The organism is Shewanella sp. UCD-KL12 (assembly GCF_001957125.1).
In the GTDB taxonomy this organism is placed as follows: Bacteria; Pseudomonadota; Gammaproteobacteria; order Enterobacterales; family Shewanellaceae; genus Shewanella.
Window position 1 is genome coordinate 1 of sequence record NZ_MPHJ01000004.1, and the last position, 19,657, is coordinate 19,657.

Below are 19,657 nucleotides of genomic sequence, written 5' to 3' on the forward strand. Positions count from 1 at the left end.
ACAAAGTGTAAGGTTGCTTCTGGGTACTTAGATTGAAACAAAGTGTAAGGTTGCTTCTGGGTACTTAGATTGAAACTGKCTAGMCAGTTTAGTGATAGAGGCTTTCGCACTTGAAATTCGTCCAAAATGAACCGCTTGCGCTCCTCTTTGATCTTCAATATAAGCAACTTCTACAAATTCTTTATGTGTATCAAGGCCAATAAAAAGTATGTTATGTTTATTCATGCTGATCTCCGATTTAGTTTCTTTAACAAAACTATTATGGCTCTGGCTTTCAGCTAACCCACGATTGATTGGAGATCAGCATCTTTAGTGGGGAGTCATTATGTCTATATTTGTCAGAAAAAGTGTTCTACCAGTATGAAAAAAAATGAACTCATTACTCAGTTAGAACTAACTGTTAGCTGTTTAGAGCGGAAAATTGCGGAATCACCAGAGCCAATTGTAATTGAATATTTAAAAAAATACCGTGCGGCAATAGCTTCTTTAAAAAGGCTTGGTAGCAATTCAAGTTCCAAAACACACCTTAATGCGCTTTTGAACTCTGCTAGAGGGTACATGGAAACTTCGAGTAACTATCGCCAAGAGTTTCTTAACGAAATGGGTAAGTCTGAAAAGCTAATTATGCAGTTGCAGTCAAAAATATAACAAGCTGCTAAATCCAGATTCACCAAGGCTGTCATGCCATTTGCTGCGCAAATCGCCCGCCAGCACTTGGTTAACTTACTAGCAGGGCGTGATGTGCTCAGGAGGTGTAGGTGAAAATTGCTCATGTAGCACTAATATCAAGCTTTCTTGTTGGTTGCGCTCAAGGCCGTTTAGATGTAATAGATACTAATGGTAAAGTAATTGGCGAATGCTCAGCTGCTTTCGCTTGGCACTGGTATGGAGCTAAAGATTCTGTAAATTATATCCTTAATCTTTGTGCTCAAGAACAAATAGTTAAAGGTTACACAATTTCAGATAAGACTGTTCTGGTCAATGACTATACTCTTCCTGTTCCACCAAAAGGTAGTGTTTGGAATAAAATAACAGCTAAAGCACAATTCAAAACAGGCAATATTTCAGAGCAACAGTACGGTTACATCTTAGCTGCAATAGAATATGAATATATACTCAAAGTAGAGCAAGCGGAGAATGATCTTGCTAGGGCACTTATTAGTAAAAAAGACTTTGAGCAGGCTATAGAAAAAGCTAAGCTTGAGTTTAATGGCACTTAAGCAGATAACAAGCTAATAAATAATGATAAAACAGTTAGCTGTTTTCGTGCCTCAACATTTTAGTCAACTAATTTTTGACCGTTATTTGGGCGTTGGTATGACTCCCTACGTCAAGTTAAACATAGCGCGCCCTGCCATTTTATTTAGCACCATAGTTCATTCACAAAGTAGTGTAGAATCAGTGTTTTGAGGTAGTCGGATTTAAGTATGTCTAAGCCTGTTCAGCAACAAATCGGTAATGTAGCTCTAGTCGTTGAAAACTACGATGATGCTATTGATTTTTATACACAGAAACTTCAATTTGTATTGGTCGAAGATACCGATTTAGGCGGTGGCAAGCGCTGGGTTCTGGTTTCCCCTCCAAATTCTAATGGTACAAATCTACTTCTAGCCCAAGCGAGCACTGAGGAGCAATCCCAAGCCGTAGGTAATCAAACTGGTGGTCGCGTATTCTTGTTTCTACAAACCAATGATTTTTGGCGAGACTACGAATTAATGAAATCAAATGGTGTGGTATTTCTCGAAGAGCCGCGAGTAGAAGAGTACGGTACAGTAGTGGTGTTCCAAGATCTGTATGGCACTAAATGGGACTTGTTGCAATTAAATAGTGTGACCAGTTAACACGCACGGAACAAAGCACTGAAGGATAAGTGGGGTCACAGTAGACTTTATTTCCCCACTTTAAATTACACTTTTGATCGGTGATTCCAGATTTGCAAGTCTCTTGTTTCTTCTAAATTTGCGCTGCTGGCACCAAGGTGTTGCAGTTAATAGTATGCAAGTAACTTGCAATCCTAAAAATGTCACTGAGACTCTTAGCTTTTAGGTACCACTTCCTTTCTCATAAAAAAAGCCGCTGTGCTTATCTTAAGCATGGCGGCTTTTGTGTTGTGTGCGGTAGGCTTTTGCTTAGCGCTTAAAGGTTACCGCTTCAGTTTCTGCTAAATGGATATCAGTGGTTGCCAACTTAGTCTGTGACAGTAGCTTGCCGTGGCGGATAGAGTATTGAACAGGCACTTGTCTGCGAACGGCATCAAAGCCATTCTCTGCGGGTAAAATCAATAAACTCGCAGGCTTACCAATTTCAATGCTATATTCATGGTGAATATTAAGCGCTTTTGCCGAGTTGGTGCTGATAAGCTCAAGGGATTGGTTTATCTGCTCATAGCCCATAATTTGGCACACATGCAGTCCCATATGCAGTACCTGCAACATATTAGCCGTACCTAACGGGTACCAAGGATCGAAGATATCATCATGGCCAAAACAGACATTAATATTGGCGGCTAGCATCTCTTTGACGCGGGTAATACCACGGCGCTTTGGATAATCATCGAAGCGACCTTGCAGATGAATATTCACTAAAGGGTTAGCAACAAAGCTGATGCCGCTCATTTTAAGCAGACGAAACAGGCGAGAAGCGTAAGCGCCATTGTAGGAGTGCATGGCTGTTGTATGACTGGCAGTGACTCGATCGCCCATATCAAACTTATGCGCTAATGCCGCTAACGTCTCAATAAAACGTGATTGTTCATCATCGATTTCATCACAGTGAACATCAATGAGACGGTCATACTTCTGCGCAAGCTCAAAGACATAGTGGAGCGATTCAACCCCATATTCACGGGTAAACTCAAAGTGAGGGATGGCACCAATCACATCGGCGCCGAGTTTAACGGCTTCTTCTAGTAACGCTTTGCCGTTAGGGAAGGAGAGGATCCCCTCTTGTGGAAAGGCCACAATCTGTATGTCTACCCAAGGCTTCATCTCCTCTCTGACTTCGACCATAGCTTTAAGGGCGATAAGAGAGGGATCGGATACATCAACATGAGTACGGACGTGTTGAATACCGTTAGCGATTTGCCATTTTAGTGTTTGCTTAGCTCGGCTTTTAACATCTTCGATTGAGAGCATCGCTTTGCGCTCTGACCAACGTTCAATACCTTCAAACAAGGTGCCGGAGATATTCCAGCTAGGCTCGCCAGCGGTTTGTGTTGTATCTAGATGTACATGAGGCTCACAAAATGGTGCGACAGCCATGCCGCCTTGTGCATCTATGATGTTATTAACTGCAGCACTCTCTGCGCTTATAGCATCACCCATAGGGTTGAAGGATGTAAACTTTCCATCTTCAATGACGATCTGATGCAGTCCCTTACTGTGGTTAAGGATGACATTATTAATCAACATACTATTTTTACTGTTCATTGGTGCTCTCTTGGCTCGATATAGCTGCACTAGTCGAGTGTTGTTGTAACTTATTTAAAATGAGATAGCTAATCGCACCCGCTAATACGGCATTGATTGGCACTATGCCTGGTAGTAGGTGTCCTGCTGCTACACCTATGGCAACACCTGCAATGGCTGACCAATTCACGGTTGCAAATTTAGCCGATTCATAATCTTTGTATTTATGACGGTTGACTAAGTAATCGGCAATGATTATGCCGCCGATTGGCGGGATAGCTGCAGACAAAAAGGTTAACCAACCAACGAAATTATTATAGAGCCAAAGTGCGCAAAGGGTTCCGATAACACCGTTAACGACCGATAAATAGCGACTCGGTAGGCCGGTAATATTTGAAAAACCTAGGCCTGATGCATAAAGGGCATTATCGTTAGTGGTCCAGATATTTAAGCCTAAGATTATAATGGCTGGGATCAATAGCCCTTGTGCAATCATCACCTCTGAGATGTCTGATTGTCCCGTTGCTGCGGCGCCAGCAGCGCCAAAGATAAACATCAATGAGTTACCGATAAAGAAGGCAATCATAGTGACAAATACTGCGCTGATTGGCTTTTTACCAAAACGAACAAAGTCTGCTGTTAAGGTACCCGCCGAGATAAAAGAACCTACAACTAATACTAAGGCGGTTGAAAACAGCATAGGTTCATCAGGAGTTAACGCGTAAAGGCCGTCTATCCCGCCGATACTGTCGATGGCTGTCATTGCTGAGAAACCACCAAATAGTGCAATGGCGGGGACTGCGATTGCCGACAGTATCATCAAGGCTGCAATACCAAAGTAAACTGTTGCCGTCATTAACAGCCCTGAGATGATAATGAGTAAATTCGTATCAATGCCAGTGGCTTTATGAACAGGGATGGCAAACATAGCAACGCCAACGCCGAACCAGCCCACTTGGGTGCCACCCAGTAGCAATGATGGTAGCCAAGAGCCTTTAATGCCAAATGAGAATCTGGCTAATAGGTGAGTCGATAATCCTGTTTTAGCACCAATATAACCAAGAGAAGAGGTATAGATCCCTAAAATCAGGTTACCTAAAAATACGGCTAGAATGAAATCTTCGAATGAAAGGCCTGTGCCTAACGTACCTCCGGTCCACATACTGGCTGAGAAAAACGTTAAACCTAGCATCACCATGGTCAGAGATACTATGCCTTTTCTGGCCGAAATAGGTACCGGCCCTAAACTGTAGTTGTTGTCACTTGCCACTTTTTCCCCCGATGAAAATGCAATTATTGCGCGTTGATTATTTTAATTCGTCACGTTCTCGCTGAACTGCTGTACTGATAATTGCAGTTTGATGAAACCAGTTTGTTAACTTCTATCTTGTGTAGACAGCTGTTAAGTCGAAGACAAACGGCGCGTATTCTAGGGATTAATAGGGAGCTGTCAATCGACTTATTCGTTATTTATAGCGATTAATTTGCCAGTATATAAATTATTGTTGAAGTTCAATTCATTAAGATTGTATATAATTATGAATTATCAATTTTTAAAAATCACAAACCCGTCAAATGTTAATTAAAATAGTGGGTTACATTGAGCTGGTGTAACTTGATTAATTGTTGTTTACGGGGGAGACATAAGATTTGGTGCCAGATTTAGTATTGTTTGTGAAAATGTGAGTGCGCGTTGTACTCGTTAAGTGCTCTTTGGCCTAGGTTCTGAGTAACAAAGACTAACTTGGTGTGTCTAAAGCAATGGTCTATGTAAATATGGTCAATTACACTTCATAGCTTCCCGATAGTTAACCTATTTAGCAAAATTGCGTACCAATACTATTCGTTAATTGATAGGATCACTTTTTTGCTCAAATTGATGGGAATAGACTTGAGTTCGCCACAACGCCCCTTATCTAAAGATTACCTAAAGCTATGTTATCAAGCAGACGCCTCTAGGATCCGCCGCCGATTATTCAGACTCAACAAAGAAGCTGATTCTGACAAAAAGAAAGCTAACCTTGAAAAGCTTGAAGAACAGGCCGTTGCTGCCTTTGAAAAAGTAGAAAGACGGCGTCAGTCTCGCCCTGAAATTAGCTATCCTGAATCTTTACCTATCTCCCAGAAGCGAGATGAGATAGCGCGGGCAATAGCGGGTAATCAAGTCGTTATTATTGCTGGTGAGACTGGCTCAGGTAAAACCACTCAGCTACCAAAGATCTGTCTAGAGTTAGGCCTTGGGTGCCGCGGATTGATTGGTCATACTCAGCCAAGAAGGCTTGCAGCCAGAAGTGTTGCTAGCCGTGTTGCTGATGAGTTGAACTCGCCGTTAGGTGAGCATGTTGGTTTTAAAGTTCGTTTTGCTGATGCCATCAAAGACACCAGTTATATCAAATTGATGACCGATGGTATCTTACTGGCTGAGCTTACCAACGATAAGTTTCTTGACCAGTACGACACGATTATTATCGATGAGGCTCATGAGCGTAGCCTCAACATCGACTTTATCTTAGGTTATCTTAAAAACGTACTGAAAAAGCGTCCTGATCTTAAAGTGATCATCACGTCGGCGACCATCGACTTAGATAAGTTTTCCAAGCACTTTGACGATGCGCCAGTTATTGAAGTCTCGGGTCGAACCTATCCGGTTGAGACGCGTTATCGCCCATTAGTGCGTGATGAGGGGGAAGATCTAGACCTCACTGAGGGGATCTTCGAGGCTGTCGATGAACTGGTTGCAGAAGGGCCTGGCGATATTCTGATTTTTATGAATGGTGAGCGGGAGATCCGCGATGTCGCCGATCAGCTCAATCGCCGTCAGTATCGTGACACTGAAATATTGCCACTCTACGCACGCCTTTCATATGGTGAGCAGTCTAAGGTCTTTAAAAGCCATATTGGCCGTCGTATCGTACTTGCGACCAACGTTGCCGAAACATCGTTAACGGTACCTGGAATTCGTTATGTTATCGATCCTGGCACAGCCAGGATCAGCCGCTATAGTTACCGAACTAAAGTGCAGCGTTTACCGATTGAACCTATCTCTCAAGCGAGTGCGAATCAACGACAAGGGCGTTGTGGACGTGTCGCTGCTGGTATTTGTATTCGATTATTCAGCTCTGATGACTTTCAAAGTCGTCCTGAGTTTACCGATCCTGAGATATTAAGAACAAACCTTGCTTCTGTCATCTTGAAGATGCTGTCAGTCGGTCTTGGAGACATTGAAGGCTTCCCGTTTGTACAAGCGCCAGATCCACGCTATATCCGTGATGGTTTCTTACTGTTAGAGGAGTTAGAAGCTGTCCATAAAGCTAAGGGGCGCTTAGCGCTAACAAAACTGGGTAAGCAGCTTGCTCACATACCTGTTGATCCTCGCCTTGCGCGTATGGTGATAGAAGCTAACGGCAATGGCTGTTTGCATGAGGCTTTGGTCATCACCTCTGCATTGTCTATTCAAGATCCCCGCGAACGGCCAATGGATAAGAAGCAGGCCGCCGATGAGGTTCATAAAAAGCATAGCGACAAGAACTCTGACTTTATCGCTTATGTAAATCTGTGGGAACACCTCAAAGAGCAGCAAAAGGCATTATCGAGTAGCCAGTTCCGTAAGCAGTGTAAGAAAGAGTTCCTCGCATACTTAAGGGTGCGTGAGTGGCAAGATCTTTATACTCAGCTTAAGCAAGCTGTTCATGATCTTAAGTGGCGTCTAAACAGTGAACCTGCCGATTATGAACTACTGCATCGCTCTTTGTTGTCAGGTTTATTAAGCCATGTAGGCTTTAAAGATAAAGACAATGAATACTTAGGCGCACGTAACCGTAGATTCTTTGTATTTCCAGGATCGCCATTAGCCAGAAAGGGCCCTAAATGGTTGATGGCAGCGGAGCTGACTGAAACATCGAGACTGTTTGCGCGCTGCTGCGCCAAAATTCAGCCTGAGTGGATTGAACCGCTGGCAGGACACTTAGTTAAAAAGAATTATGTAGAGCCTCACTTTGAAGCTAAGCAGGCCAGTGTGGTGGCGCTTGAGAATCAAGTGCTTTATGGTTTGACTATCGTTAATCGACGTAAAACTCAATTTGGGCCTATTAAGCCAATTGAAGCGCGTGAGATATTTATTCGTAGCGCATTAGCCGACGGTGAACTCAAAACCAATGAAGCTTTTTTTGTTAAAAATCAAAAGTTACTGAAAGAAGTTGAGGCCTTAGAGCATAAATCTAGGCGTAGAGATATCTTGGTTGATGAACAGGTCTTATATGATTTTTATGAACCTCGAATACCTGAGGGGATATACAACGGGCCTAAGTTATTTGCATGGTGGAAAACCGCGCGTAAAGCCACACCCGATCTGTTGGACTTTGAACGTGAGCAATTAATGCAGCGCGGGGATGATCATATCTCAGCGCTCGACTTCCCAGATCATTGGCATCAGGAAAATTTCAAATTACCGCTAACTTATCACTTTGAACCTTCTGCTGAAGATGATGGTATCTCAGTCCATATTCCTGTAGCACTGCTTAACCAGATTGAAGACAGTGGCTTTGATTGGTTAGTGCCAGGTTTAAGAGAGGAGAAGTGTGTTGCACTGATCCGCTCTCTACCTAAAAACCTAAGACGCAACTTTGTGCCTGCACCCGATTATGCCAATGCCTGTATGCAAGCAATGAAGCCATTTGAGATGAGCTTTATAGATGCAATGTGTAAGCAACTGTTGAGAATGAGTGGTGTGCGTGTCAGTCCTGATGATTTCGATCTGGCTCAACTGAGTAAACATCTATTAATTAACTTCAAAGTTGAGGGAGAAAAAGGCAAATTAGTGGCTCAATCTCGAAATATTGAGCAGCTTAAAGGTAATTTGCAGGGGGATGTGACGCAGGCAATACGAAAAGTCGCCGATTCTGGTATCGAAAAATCAGATCTGACCGAATGGTCATTCGGAAAGCTACCTAAACAGTTTAAACAGCGTAAAGGTCACTTTGAGGTTAAAGCATTCCCCGCATTAGTTGATGACAAATCCAGTGTATCTATCAAATTATTTGATGATGAAAATGAGGCTGTTCGCGCTCATCAGCTAGGTTTGCAGCGACTGCTGCTGATTAATATGCCTTCGCCAGTAAAACATCTTCAAAAAACATTACCTAACAAAGCCAAACTGGCTATGTATTTCAATCCCTTTGGCCAGGTACAGATCTTACTTGATGATATTTTGGCTGCCGCAGTGCAACAGTTGCTCGACGAAAAGGGACTGGATGTACGTTCAGATGATGAGTTTGAGCAGGCAAAGGATTGGGTTAGACAAGAACTCAACCCAACCGCTGCCAAGATAGCGCTTAAAGTTGAAGAGATCTTGACCTTATATCAGAAGGTCAAGAAGCGATTAAAGGGCAAGATCAGTTTAGATATCGCGTTTGCCATGAGTGATATTCAGTCTCAATTGGATAAATTAATCTTTAAAGGCTTTGTTGAAGCCTGTGGTTGGAAACGTCTACCTGATGTTGCTAGATACTTAAAAGCGATAGATAACCGCTTAGATAAGCTACCAGTAGACCCTAACCGTGACAGATTACATTTGCTGAGTATCAATAATGTTCAAAAAGCCCTTGATGCTCAACTTGCCAAAGTCCCACGTTCAGTTGCGATACCTGACTCATTGTTAGAAGCCAGATGGATGATTGAAGAGTACCGTGTTTCCTGTTTTGCACAGGTTTTAGGCACAGCTTATCCGATCTCTGAAAAGCGGGTGTTAAATAAAATCGAGCAAATTTAACCCTGTTAATCCAAGCTACTGATATCTAAAAAGCATCCATGTCACCATGGGTGCTTTTTTTTTGCACTAACTTCGCTAAAGAGTCCTTTCATTACTCTACCTATTAAGGTATAAATTTAACTGTGTATTAACATTTAGGCTTGAAATTTAACCGCTCTCAACTCATTGTTTAGGCGTTACTGAATAGCTTTGTTCTATACTTTTTGGTGTAACTAATCTAAATAGTTGTTTAGCTTGGTTGATCTAGGATTTGTTTGGGTGAAAAGTATGATTTAGATCAACTGAATAGACCTTTACCAAATTATGGGTATACAGTTTGTTATCAACTTGGGGTTATGATCACCAGCACGTAAAGAGCTTGGAAAAACAGAAAGTTAGTTTCCATGAAATTCTTGAGTCAATGTGTGTTGACTCACCTTGCGAAGGGTTTAACCCTAAGTTGGAGTAAATATGAGTTCCATTGCCGAAGAACAGAAAAATTTAGCTCGAGCAATCTTGATTTTTCTTGCCGTCTTTCAGGCATCCCTTGTCTCGATACTTTTAGTATTTAGACAGGGAGCAGCATCTCTAGTTGCCCAAGCAACATCACTTCAATTTTTTCCCTCAGACAGATAAGGAACGCCCACATGTCGTTACCAGAGGCGCATATCTCAAGCCTACTTGTACAAGTTAGCCCTGAGCACCTAAATACAACTAAAAAGCTTATCGAAGCGTTTGAAGAAGCCGAGATTTATGGCGTCAGTGAAGTCGGCAAAATTGTCGTCGTTCTTGAGACGCAAACTGAAGGTTTCATCACTGACGTCATTGGAAAAATAAATGATATGCCAGGTGTACTTGGCGCAACTATGGTTTATCACCAGATCGATATTGAACCCAATAATAAAAATCAATCCCCAAATAACAGCTATCGTGTTAGCGAGGAACAAGTATGAAAATGTCCAGACGTGAGTTTATCAAAGCAAATGCTGCAGCTTCAGCTGCAGCGCTTGCAGGTGTTACTCTTCCAGCCACAGCGACAAACTTGATCGCATCAAGTGAAGAATCAAAGATACACTGGGATAAAGCCCCTTGTCGTTTCTGTGGTACAGGTTGTTCAGTGCTTGTAGGTACTCAGGAAGGTAAAGTCGTTGCGACCCAGGGCGATCCAGAAGCGCCAGTGAACAAAGGTCTTAACTGTATTAAAGGTTACTTCCTGTCAAAAATCATGTATGGGTCGGACCGATTAACTCAGCCACTTCTTCGTCAAACAAATGGTAAGTTTGATAAAAATGGTGATTTTGCCCCTGTAAGTTGGGATCAAGCCTTCGATATTATGGCCGATAAGTGGAAAACGGCTTTAAAAGAGAAGGGACCAACCAGTGTTGGTATGTTTGGTTCAGGCCAGTGGACTGTCATGGAAGGTTACGCTGCATCAAAAATGATGAAAGCAGGCTTTCGTTCAAACAACATAGACCCTAATGCACGTCACTGTATGGCTTCAGCTGTTGGTGGCTTTATGCGTAGCTTTGGTATCGATGAGCCTATGGGCTGTTATGACGATTTCGAAGAAGCCGATGCCTTTGTATTGTGGGGCTCAAATATGGCTGAGATGCACCCAATTTTGTGGAGCCGCATCACAGACAGACGTTTAAGTCATCCCCATGTGAAAGTGAACGTTTTATCAACGTATTACCACCGTTCTTTTGAGCTTGCTGATAAAGGTTATATCTTCAAGCCGCAATCAGATCTTGCCATTGCTAACTTCATTGCTAATTACATCATTGAAAACGATGCTGTTAATTGGGATTTTGTTAATAAGCACACGCATTTCAAACAAGCGACCACTGATATTGGTTACGGTTTAAGAGATGAACATCCTCTACAACAGAAAGCGGCTAATCCTAACGTTGGCAAAGTGCAAGCTATCGACTTTGAGCAGTACAAAAAGTCTGTTGCACCATACACGCTAGAAAAAACAGCTGAGATGACAGGTCTAACAGAAGATAAGCTTCTTACACTTGCTAAGCAGTTTGCTGATCCAAAGATTAAGGTGATGTCACTTTGGACTATGGGTATGAATCAGCATACTCGTGGTGTATGGATGAACTCATTGGTTTATAACATCCATCTACTTGTTGGAAAAATCTCGCAGCCAGGTAATGGACCTTTCTCATTGACAGGCCAGCCTTCAGCGTGTGGTACAGCACGTGAAGTGGGTACCTTCTCACACCGTTTACCAGCAGATATGGTTGTTGCCAATCCTAAGCACCGTAAGCTATCTGAAAAATTGTGGAAAATCCCAGAGGGTACGATTCCAGCAAAACCTGGATTCCATGCAGTCTTGCAAGATCGTAAGCTAAATGATGGCGTATTAAATGCTTACTGGACCATGTGTAACAACAACATGCAAGCCGGTCCAAACATCAATGAAGAGCGTTTACCAGGTTACCGTAACCCTGCAAACTTTATCGTTTGTTCTGATCCATACCCAACAGCAACAGCGCAAGCAGCTGACTTGATTCTTCCTACTGCAATGTGGGTTGAGAAAGAGGGGGCTTATGGTAATGCTGAGCGTCGTACACAGGTATGGTACCAGCAAGTTGCAGCACCAGGTGAAGCTAAGTCTGATCTGTGGCAGATAATGGAATTTGCTAAACGCTTTAAAATTGAGGAAGTGTGGAGTGAAGAGCTGATTGCCAAGATGCCTGAAGTACGTGGTAAAAACATGTGTGAAGTGCTATTTGAAAATGGCCAAGTCAACAAGTTCCCACTATCTGAAGCACAAGCATTGAACGATGATGCGAAAGATCAAGGTTACTATGTTCAAAAAGGACTCTTTGAGGAGTACGCAAGCTTTGGTCGTGACCACGGGCACGATTTAGCGCCTTATGATCGTTACCATCAAGAGCGTGGCTTACGCTGGCCTGTCGTTAATGGTAAAGAGACTAAATGGCGCTTTAAAGAGGGATCTGATCCTTATGTAGGTAAAGGTAAAGGCTTTGAATTCTATGGTAAGCCAGATGGTAGAGCTTGGATTATCTCTGCACCGTATGAAGCGCCACCAGAATCACCTGATGAAGAGTACAACCTTTGGTTATGTACTGGCCGTGTTTTAGAGCATTGGCACACAGGCACCATGACGCGCCGCGTTCCTGAGCTTTACAAGGCTGTTCCTGATGCCGTTTGTTACATGCATCCAGATGATGCTAAATCACATGGTGTGCGCCGTGGCGATGAAGTATTAATGAGCAATAAGCGTGGTGATGTTCGTGTTCGTGTTGAGACAAGAGGTCGTAACCGTCCACCGAAAGGCTTAGTGTTTGTTCCATTTTTCGATGCTCGTATTTTAGTTAACAAGCTGATTTTAGATGCAACTGACCCTCTGTCAAAACAGACAGACTTTAAAAAGTGTCCAATAAAAATTACTAAAGTGGGATAAGGCGGGTTTAACATGAAAAAGTTACTTTTATTAACAATCAGTTTGAGCTTAGGCCTAGTCAGTGTATTTGCCGTTAGCCAAGATCGCGGTATCGGTGGTGTTGAGTCGCTGCGAGGTAGTGCGGAGTTAGAAACAACAAGAGTGGCAGATCCTATGAAGAAGGTGCCAAGAGATCAGGTAGATATTGAAAGTAGTTATGTCTTTCAGCCTCCATTGATCCCACACCATATTAGGAGCTATGAAGTATCACTAAACGCGAACAAGTGTTTATCATGTCATGGTTGGAAAAATGCTAAAGAGATGGGTGCCACTAAAATCAGTGTGACTCACTTTACGAATCGTAATGATGAAGTATTAGCCGATGTTTCTCCAAGACGATACTTTTGCCTTCAGTGTCATGTCACTCAAGCAGATGCCAAACCGTTGGTGGGTAACTCCTTCGAACGCGTTAAATCACTGCAATAATAACAATAGGCAGGTAGTAATATGAAATTCATTATTAACGCCTTAAAAGGCTTCTGGACAATATTAAGGCGGCCGAGTAAAGCTGCTGTAGGTATTGTTCTGTTCATGGGCTTTGCCGGTGGTCTGATGTTCTGGGGTGCATTTAACACCGGAATGGAAGCAACTAACACTGAAGAGTTTTGTTCTGGTTGTCACGCACCAATTGTGGCTGAAATTCAAGAAACAATACATTATGCTAACCGCTCAGGTGTACGTGCTATCTGTTCAGATTGTCACGTACCTCATGCTTGGACGGATAAGATAGTACGTAAAGTTCAGGCTTCTAAAGAGCTGTTTGCATACTTTGTTACTCAGACTATTAACACTCCTGAGAAGTTTAAAGAGCGCCGTGCTCATTTAGCTGAAAGGGAGTGGGCAAGAATGAAAAGTAATGACTCTTTGGAGTGTCGTAACTGTCATAACTTTGAGTTTATGGACTTTTCTGAGCAAAGCCCACGAAGTGTTAGACAGCACTCAACTGCGCTTGCGAGTGGTGAAAAGACCTGTGTTGACTGTCATAAAGGTATTGCTCACAAGTTGCCTGATATGAACAAAGTTGAAGGTTGGCATTAAGGAGCTGTTATGAGTACATTAGAGAGTGTTATATGGCATGTCCTTGGTTATAGCGCCATGCCAGTTATTGTATTAGTTGGGTTTACAGCTGTTGCTGCAGCCTCTGTTTGGATACTTTCCAAAACATCTGATAAGTAAGCTTGCTATGTCTTCGTACTATGTCTCTGGGCTATGTCTCTGGGCTATGTCTCTGAGCTTAGTCACTTAGACTAAAAGCACGTAAACATAAAAGATGTATACAAAACTAAAAGCCTGACTTTCACAAGTCAGGCTTTTTTATTATCTACGACAAGCTGTGGAATGCCCAGTTCGTAACAGCCATGTATACCTATAAGGTCTTTTGTGCAGATTCAAGTCTCTGGATAGGCATTTTGAACCGATGAGATCATCATCTCTCTTAGCCAGCGGTGGCTGGGGTCTAAATCAAAATGTTTATGCCAAAGCAAAGCATAAGTACCCGGGATCAGCTTTGTGGGTACGGGGAGAGTGATTAACTGATAGTGTCCTAACATCTCTTGTGCATATTTTGCCGGTGAGCAAAGAATAAGATCGCTCTTTTCACAGAGCTGCATAGCGCTATGAAAATCTGTCAGGTTGACCGCTATATCACGCTTGAGGTGCTGCATTTGTAAAACATCATCTAATAACCAATGGGTTATGCCTCCAAAGGTGACTTGTAGGTGACGGTATTTAAGAAATGTGTCTAGATTCCACTCCTCTTCGAGTAAAGGATGATTTTTCCTAACTAGGCAAACAGAGTGATCACGAGTGAGCTCAACATAGTTAAGCTCTTGGGGTAAATTTTTGATATGTAATAATGAGCGCTCATCCCACTCCCGACAAGCAATACCCATGTCAGTTTCGCATCGTAATAACTTATCCATGCTCTCACTGTGCCAAGTTTGACTGTCGACTGTGATATTTGGGGCCTGCTTGAGTAGCTCTGGCATAAAGTAGGGGTAGGTGAGTGAATATGCTGTTTCTACTAGTTCAATTCGAAATTTTCGCTGACTCATAGAGGGGTCGAATTCGCTGGGTCGAGTAAGTTGTTCAACTTGATTAAGCACCAGCCTTAATTGTGGGGCTAATTGCTTGGCTTTAGGCGTGGGTCTGAGCCCGTATGCAGTTCGTTCAAACAGTTTATCATCAAAGGTCTCACGTAACTTAGACAACTGTTTACTTACCGCTGATTGACTTAGGTGTAACCGTGCCGCTGCCGATGTTACGCTCTTTTCTTCGAGTAAAACTTCAAGCACTGAAAGTAAATTGTAATCAAAATTCTTCAATTTTATTCCACCGAGTAACATCTATGACTATGTTGATTTGTTTATAAGTAGGTTTAAGTATTGCCTTGAGTTTACTGTAAAACCTAACGTTATAGCTAAGATAAGTATCGTTTTTCGATTTTATCTTGTTAAGGCAGAATCTATTATTGATTTTGAATTTTAAGAAGGTAATAGAAAAGGTGTTAACTTTGTTGGCGCAACCTTAAGTGGTCAACCATAGTTATAAAGACTTTGATTTTTAGGCAGGAGAATAGGGTGTTGCGTCCAAGTAAGCATATTTTTCTAATATTTTTTATCGCACTTCTGCATCTTGTATGTTTTGACACCAGCGCTTTAACCCCGTCACAATCCAATGCGATTGAGCATTGGGTCAACAATGAATTTCAACCCTCAACGTTAACCACTAAAGAGCAGCTTCAAGAGATGAAGTGGTTCAGCGAGGTCAGTAAACCTTATTCGGGCATGGAGATCCGCGTCGTATCTGAACGCATAACGACTCACTGGTATGAAGCATCTGTTTTAGCTAAAGCTTTTTATGAAATCACAGGGATCCGAGTTGTTCATGAGCTGACTGGCGAAGATGATGTGATCAAAAAACTCTCAGCGCAGATCATGACCCGACAAAACCTCTATGATGCGTATATCAATGATAGTGATCTTATTGGTACACACTTTCGCTCTGATATGATCCTGCCACTCTCTGATTTTATGGTGCTAGATGGGGCTGAAGTTACATTACCAACGCTGGATCTCAATGATTTCATCGGGCTTAAATTTACCACAGGGCCTGACGGGAAGCTCTATCAGTTGCCGGATCAACAGTTTGCTAACTTGTACTGGTATCGCCATGACTGGTTTAACCGTGCAGACTTTAAAAAACGGTTTAAAGCAAATTACGGGTATGAATTAGGTGTGCCTCAAAACTGGCAAGCCTATGAAGATATCGCAGAGTTCTTCAGTGAGGATGTCAAAGAGATAGATGGTGAACGAATATACGGCCACATGGATTACGCTAAAACTGACCCATCATTGGGTTGGCGAATGTCAGATGCATGGCTCTCTATGGCAGGTGTTGGTGATATCGGCTTACCAAACGGGCTACCAGTCGATGAATGGGGAATTAGAGTTGAGAATTGCCGTCCCGTTGGTGCCAGTGTAGAGCGAGGCGGGGCACTTAATAGTCCTGCTGCTGTTTATGCCATTGATAAATTTATCTATTGGCTTAACAGGTTTGCCCCTGAAGATTCCATTCACCTTAACTTTACCCAAGCGGGCGAGTGGCCTGGTAAAGGACTCATTGCCCAACAAATTTTTTGGTATACCGCTTTTGTTGCCGATCTGACCCGTGCTGATCTGCCCGTTGTAAATGATGATGGTACTCCTAAGTGGCGTGTGGCCCCGTCTCCAGTTGGAAAGTATTGGAAAACAGGCATGAAATCAGGTTATCAAGATGCTGGTTCATGGACGCTACTTAAATCTACCCCTTTGAAAAGGCAACAGGCGGCTTGGCTCTATGCGCAGTTTGTTGTCTCTAAAACCGTATCATTAAAAAAGACGTTAGTCGGGCTGACACCCATACGGCAATCAGATATTGACTCAGATGTGATGAGTGAGCGCGCACCTTATCTTGGTGGTTTAGTTGAGTTCTATCGCAGCAGAGGGCGAGATGTGTGGACGCCGACAGGGACTAATGTTCCTGACTACCCGGGTTTAGCGAATTACTGGTGGCAATATATATCAAAAATCGTTGAGGGTAAGGTGACCACACAAGATGGTATGGACCACTTCGCAACTGCGGTAGACCAACATCTAGAGGAGATGAGTCAACAAAGCACACTAAAATGTGCACCTAAGCTGAATGCGCTGTCACCAGCAAATGATTGGTTAATGAAACCTGGCTCACCTAAGAGGCGTCTAAAGTCTGCTCCTGTGGGGAAAACTTTACCCTATGAAGAGGCGATAAATGTTTGGAAATAAGTTAGTTACTCTGGTTATCTTGTGCTTGTTTTCTGTCTCTTTGAGGGCTGAGACTTTGCAAATATTAACCTACGAAGAGTCTCCTTTTGCGCTGCGTGTAGGTAAAACCCACAAAGGCCTGCTAGTCGATATGCTCAAAGAGCTATTCTCACGTACTGAATTGCAATATGAGCTTAGTTTTATTCCTCTTAAAAGGGCAATCATTACCACGGAAAGAATGCCGGGTCACTGCGTATTACCTGTTGCAAGAAGCCAAGAGCGGGAAGCAAGCTTTCATTGGATAAGCCCTGTACTCGTGTCTAGATATGGATTGTATAGTAGCGATAGCGAGCGGATACCTTTGACAACACTCAGCGATGCAAAGCCATATAAAATTGGTAGCTTTCTCGGTAGTGGTATAGGTGAATACCTAAAGGAGTTAGGCTTTAATGTTGAGCTTGCCTCTGTGAGTGCGCAAAATTTAAGAAAACTTAAGCGTTCAAGAATTGAGTTGTGGGCTGCTGAACTGATCAGTGCGCAGGAGCAGATGCATCAACAAGCAATCAACTTTGGCGCGCCTGAACTGGTTTTTTATACCTCTTTAAGAGCGATGGCTTGCAATATTGAGATGCCAAACGAGCAGATCAAAATATTAGAGCAAGCCCTGAATAGCATGTATCGAGACGGTTATATGAGCGCCCTCTACCTTGAATACGGTGTAGAGATCTAATACCAATCGGTATAAAGATGTGGCCATTCAGCGAGAGTTTAGCGCTTGTGAGACAAGGCAACGAGTGAGAGACATAGTTATTCTACGTTTAAGCTCGTTAACGCAGCATCAGAAGTGCTAAAACTCGCCTTCTAGGAGTTTTTTTGGCAGCCTACTTCTGTGTTGAATAAGCTCGAAAGGGATCACCATTCCCTCACTTATTCGCCTTGAATTAAGCCGCCAAAAATAACTCTGAACTGACCACTTTCTTATACCGATTGGTATAATAAAGCCGCAGCTAAAAATTAAGGTGTTATTTCAAGTTGTGATTGAATATTCGACACTAAGAAATCACTAAAGCTATCCCCATGGTTTTGCAACATCTTTGGAAACATTGAGATGGGTGTTGAACCTGGGAAGGTATTTATCTCATTGAGTAATATTTCATTGTCATCGGTTAAGAAAAAGTCGATGCGCGAGAGATGCCTTAACTTCATTCCCTTAAAGACTTTTACCGCATATTCGCGAATTTTATTACTGAGTTCATCGGTAACATCCGCTTCAATTTTTGTTTCAGCTTGGCTATTTGCTGCGTACTTCTCATCGAAGGTATAAAAGGAGTTTGATGCACAGATTATCTCCCCAGGTTTAGTGGCAATGACTTCACCATTAAGCTCATAAACCGCAACCTCTAACTCTCTTGCTGTAATGGTTTTCTCAACGACGACATAAGGAGAAAATTTGAATGCTTCTATTAGCGAAGACGCGATCTCATCTGGCGTATCTGCGCGATAGCAACCGACAGATGAGCCTTGAGATGCCGCTTTAATAAATACGGACCCCCACTTGTCTAATGCCTGAACTGTACTTGCTATAGCCTCATCATTTAGCTCATTGAGGAAAATATAGGGAGTATTAGGGATCCCGAGTGCAGTAAACCACATTTTGGCAGTGATTTTATTAAAGCAGTTACGGCTAGACTCTGCATCACAGCCAAAATAGGGCAAATTGATCAGTTCAAAATATGATTGAATATCGCCAGTTTCCCCAGGATAGCCATGAATGCATGGAATAGCATAATCCACAGGCCAAGGTGCAATCGAATCATTATCGAAACGGAGCTGTTTTAGATTGGTCAGTTCGCAATAATCGCCATTTGCGGTTTGATAACGACCGCTACTGTCTAGCTCGACCCTTACTAGGTTGATATGTGGGAGACTCGCTAGTGATGCTTCAAAAAAGTTGGCAGACATTAATGAAATAGCGTGTTCATCGCCGCCACCGCCGCACAACAAAAGTAGGTTCGTTTGGCTCATCTTTCTTACATCTCCTAGCAAATATTCTGATCTCAGGCTCACTATGAACGGATGCAGATTTATTGCAACAGTTGTGCTTTGTGTTTTGAGCCAACTGGCTAATAATTATTCTGGATTATCGTGATATGTAGCAGAATTAATTTAGGATTGGCTATAGGTAAACAAAAGCCAGTGGCAATGTGCAACTGGCTTTAGAGAGGAACTCTTTTGTAGAAAAGCTATTTGTTGAGATTATATATTAATCGTTATTAGCTTTGCTTTAGATGGTTGAGCACGACTTCATGATGCTCTTTGGTTTTGAACTTATTAAACAGATGGCTGACTTTTCCATCTTCAGTAACCAAGAAGCTCAGTCTGTGGATACCGTCATATACCTTACCCATAAACTTCTTCTCGCCCCACACACCGAATGCATCGGCAATAGCGTGGTCCTCATCACTTAACAGTGAGAAGTTAAGCGCCTGCTTTTCTGCAAAGCGCGCTAACTTTTTAACAGGATCAGGGCTGATGCCTAATACAGTTATATTTAACTCGTTAAGTTCTGTAATGCTGTCTCTAAGGCCACAGGCCTGTACGGTACAGCCCGGTGTAGATGCTTTAGGGTAGAAATAAACCAGCACAGGGCCTTTAGCCAGACACTCTTTTAATGAGATTGTTTGTTCATTTTGGTTTTGAAGCTCAAAGAGTGGGGCCGTATCGCCTGCAATTAATGTTTTCATCT

The 19,657-nt window shown here is 42.6% G+C and carries 16 protein-coding genes and 1 pseudogene; 11 read left to right on the forward strand and 6 right to left on the reverse strand.

Annotated elements, in window-relative coordinates; genetic code table 11:
- Positions 1-36: 36 nt before the first annotated feature.
- A pseudogene (locus tag BM736_RS09270) lies at positions 37-225 on the reverse strand (IS110 family transposase); the annotation flags it as partial.
- Between the two features lie 135 nt (positions 226-360).
- On the opposite strand from BM736_RS09270, the gene BM736_RS09275 reads away from it, so the two are divergent.
- The 3 genes from BM736_RS09275 to BM736_RS09285 all read left to right on the forward strand — a co-directional run bounded on the left by BM736_RS09275 (position 361) and on the right by BM736_RS09285 (position 1,841).
- Positions 361-648, forward strand: coding sequence for a hypothetical protein (locus BM736_RS09275; RefSeq protein ID WP_076411196.1), 288 nt, complete (start codon positions 361-363; stop codon positions 646-648).
- A 110-nt stretch (positions 649-758) separates the two neighbouring features.
- A complete protein-coding gene (locus tag BM736_RS09280) occupies positions 759-1,220 on the forward strand; it encodes a hypothetical protein (protein WP_076411197.1) in 462 nt (153 codons plus the stop codon).
- 207 nt (positions 1,221-1,427) lie between these two features.
- Positions 1,428-1,841 (forward strand): VOC family protein, encoded by a 414-nt coding sequence (locus BM736_RS09285; RefSeq protein ID WP_076411199.1) that lies wholly within the window; start codon positions 1,428-1,430, stop codon positions 1,839-1,841.
- Positions 1,842-2,129: 288 nt separating this feature from the next.
- Here BM736_RS09285 and BM736_RS09290 read toward each other — a convergent pair whose 3' ends face one another.
- Positions 2,130-3,428, reverse strand: a complete 1,299-nt coding sequence (locus tag BM736_RS09290; protein WP_076411201.1) for a cytosine deaminase — start codon at positions 3,426-3,428, stop codon at positions 2,130-2,132.
- A complete protein-coding gene (gene codB / locus BM736_RS09295) occupies positions 3,418-4,677 on the reverse strand; it encodes a cytosine permease (RefSeq protein ID WP_076411203.1) in 1,260 nt (419 codons plus the stop codon). The genes BM736_RS09290 and codB overlap by 11 nt, the downstream gene beginning before the upstream one ends.
- Before the next feature lie 609 nt (positions 4,678-5,286).
- Here codB and hrpA point away from each other — a divergent pair.
- The 6 genes from hrpA (at position 5,287) to BM736_RS09325 (ending at position 13,807) form a co-directional block, all read left to right on the forward strand.
- Positions 5,287-9,174, forward strand: a complete 3,888-nt coding sequence (hrpA, locus tag BM736_RS09300) for an ATP-dependent RNA helicase HrpA (RefSeq protein ID WP_179079040.1) — start codon at positions 5,287-5,289, stop codon at positions 9,172-9,174.
- Between the two features lie 626 nt (positions 9,175-9,800).
- Positions 9,801-10,106, forward strand: coding sequence for a chaperone NapD (locus BM736_RS09305; protein ID WP_076411205.1), 306 nt, complete (start codon positions 9,801-9,803; stop codon positions 10,104-10,106).
- The gene (gene napA / locus BM736_RS09310) at positions 10,103-12,592 is read left to right on the forward strand and encodes a periplasmic nitrate reductase subunit alpha (RefSeq protein WP_076411207.1); all 2,490 of its coding nucleotides are present in this window, start codon (positions 10,103-10,105) and stop codon (positions 12,590-12,592) included. The genes BM736_RS09305 and napA overlap by 4 nt, the downstream gene beginning before the upstream one ends.
- Before the next feature lie 12 nt (positions 12,593-12,604).
- Entirely contained in the window at positions 12,605-13,057 is a 453-nt protein-coding gene (locus tag BM736_RS09315) for a nitrate reductase cytochrome c-type subunit (RefSeq protein WP_076411209.1), read from the forward strand.
- A gap of 21 nt (positions 13,058-13,078) precedes the next feature.
- Complete coding sequence (locus BM736_RS09320; protein WP_076411211.1) at positions 13,079-13,669, forward strand: NapC/NirT family cytochrome c; 591 nt, start codon at positions 13,079-13,081, stop codon at positions 13,667-13,669.
- 9 nt (positions 13,670-13,678) lie between these two features.
- The gene (locus BM736_RS09325) at positions 13,679-13,807 is read left to right on the forward strand and encodes a TIGR02808 family protein (RefSeq protein ID WP_076411213.1); all 129 of its coding nucleotides are present in this window, start codon (positions 13,679-13,681) and stop codon (positions 13,805-13,807) included.
- Between the two features lie 212 nt (positions 13,808-14,019).
- Here BM736_RS09325 and BM736_RS09330 read toward each other — a convergent pair whose 3' ends face one another.
- Positions 14,020-14,955, reverse strand: coding sequence for a LysR family transcriptional regulator (locus tag BM736_RS09330; protein ID WP_076411215.1), 936 nt, complete (start codon positions 14,953-14,955; stop codon positions 14,020-14,022).
- A 303-nt stretch (positions 14,956-15,258) separates the two neighbouring features.
- Between BM736_RS09330 and BM736_RS09335 the strand changes: the two genes are divergently transcribed.
- The gene (locus tag BM736_RS09335) at positions 15,259-16,932 is read left to right on the forward strand and encodes an ABC transporter substrate-binding protein (protein WP_372828696.1); all 1,674 of its coding nucleotides are present in this window, start codon (positions 15,259-15,261) and stop codon (positions 16,930-16,932) included.
- Positions 16,919-17,641: an ABC transporter substrate-binding protein gene (locus tag BM736_RS09340; protein ID WP_076411219.1), complete on the forward strand. Its 723-nt coding sequence runs from the start codon at positions 16,919-16,921 to the stop codon at positions 17,639-17,641. Before BM736_RS09335 ends, BM736_RS09340 begins: the two co-directional genes overlap by 14 nt.
- A gap of 284 nt (positions 17,642-17,925) precedes the next feature.
- On the opposite strand, the gene BM736_RS09345 is transcribed toward BM736_RS09340, so the two are convergent.
- Entirely contained in the window at positions 17,926-18,936 is a 1,011-nt protein-coding gene (locus BM736_RS09345; protein ID WP_076411221.1) for a D-alanine--D-alanine ligase, read from the reverse strand.
- A 248-nt stretch (positions 18,937-19,184) separates the two neighbouring features.
- Positions 19,185-19,655: a thioredoxin-dependent thiol peroxidase gene (gene bcp / locus BM736_RS09350; protein WP_076411225.1), complete on the reverse strand. Its 471-nt coding sequence runs from the start codon at positions 19,653-19,655 to the stop codon at positions 19,185-19,187.
- Between the last annotated feature and the right edge of the window lie 2 nt (positions 19,656-19,657).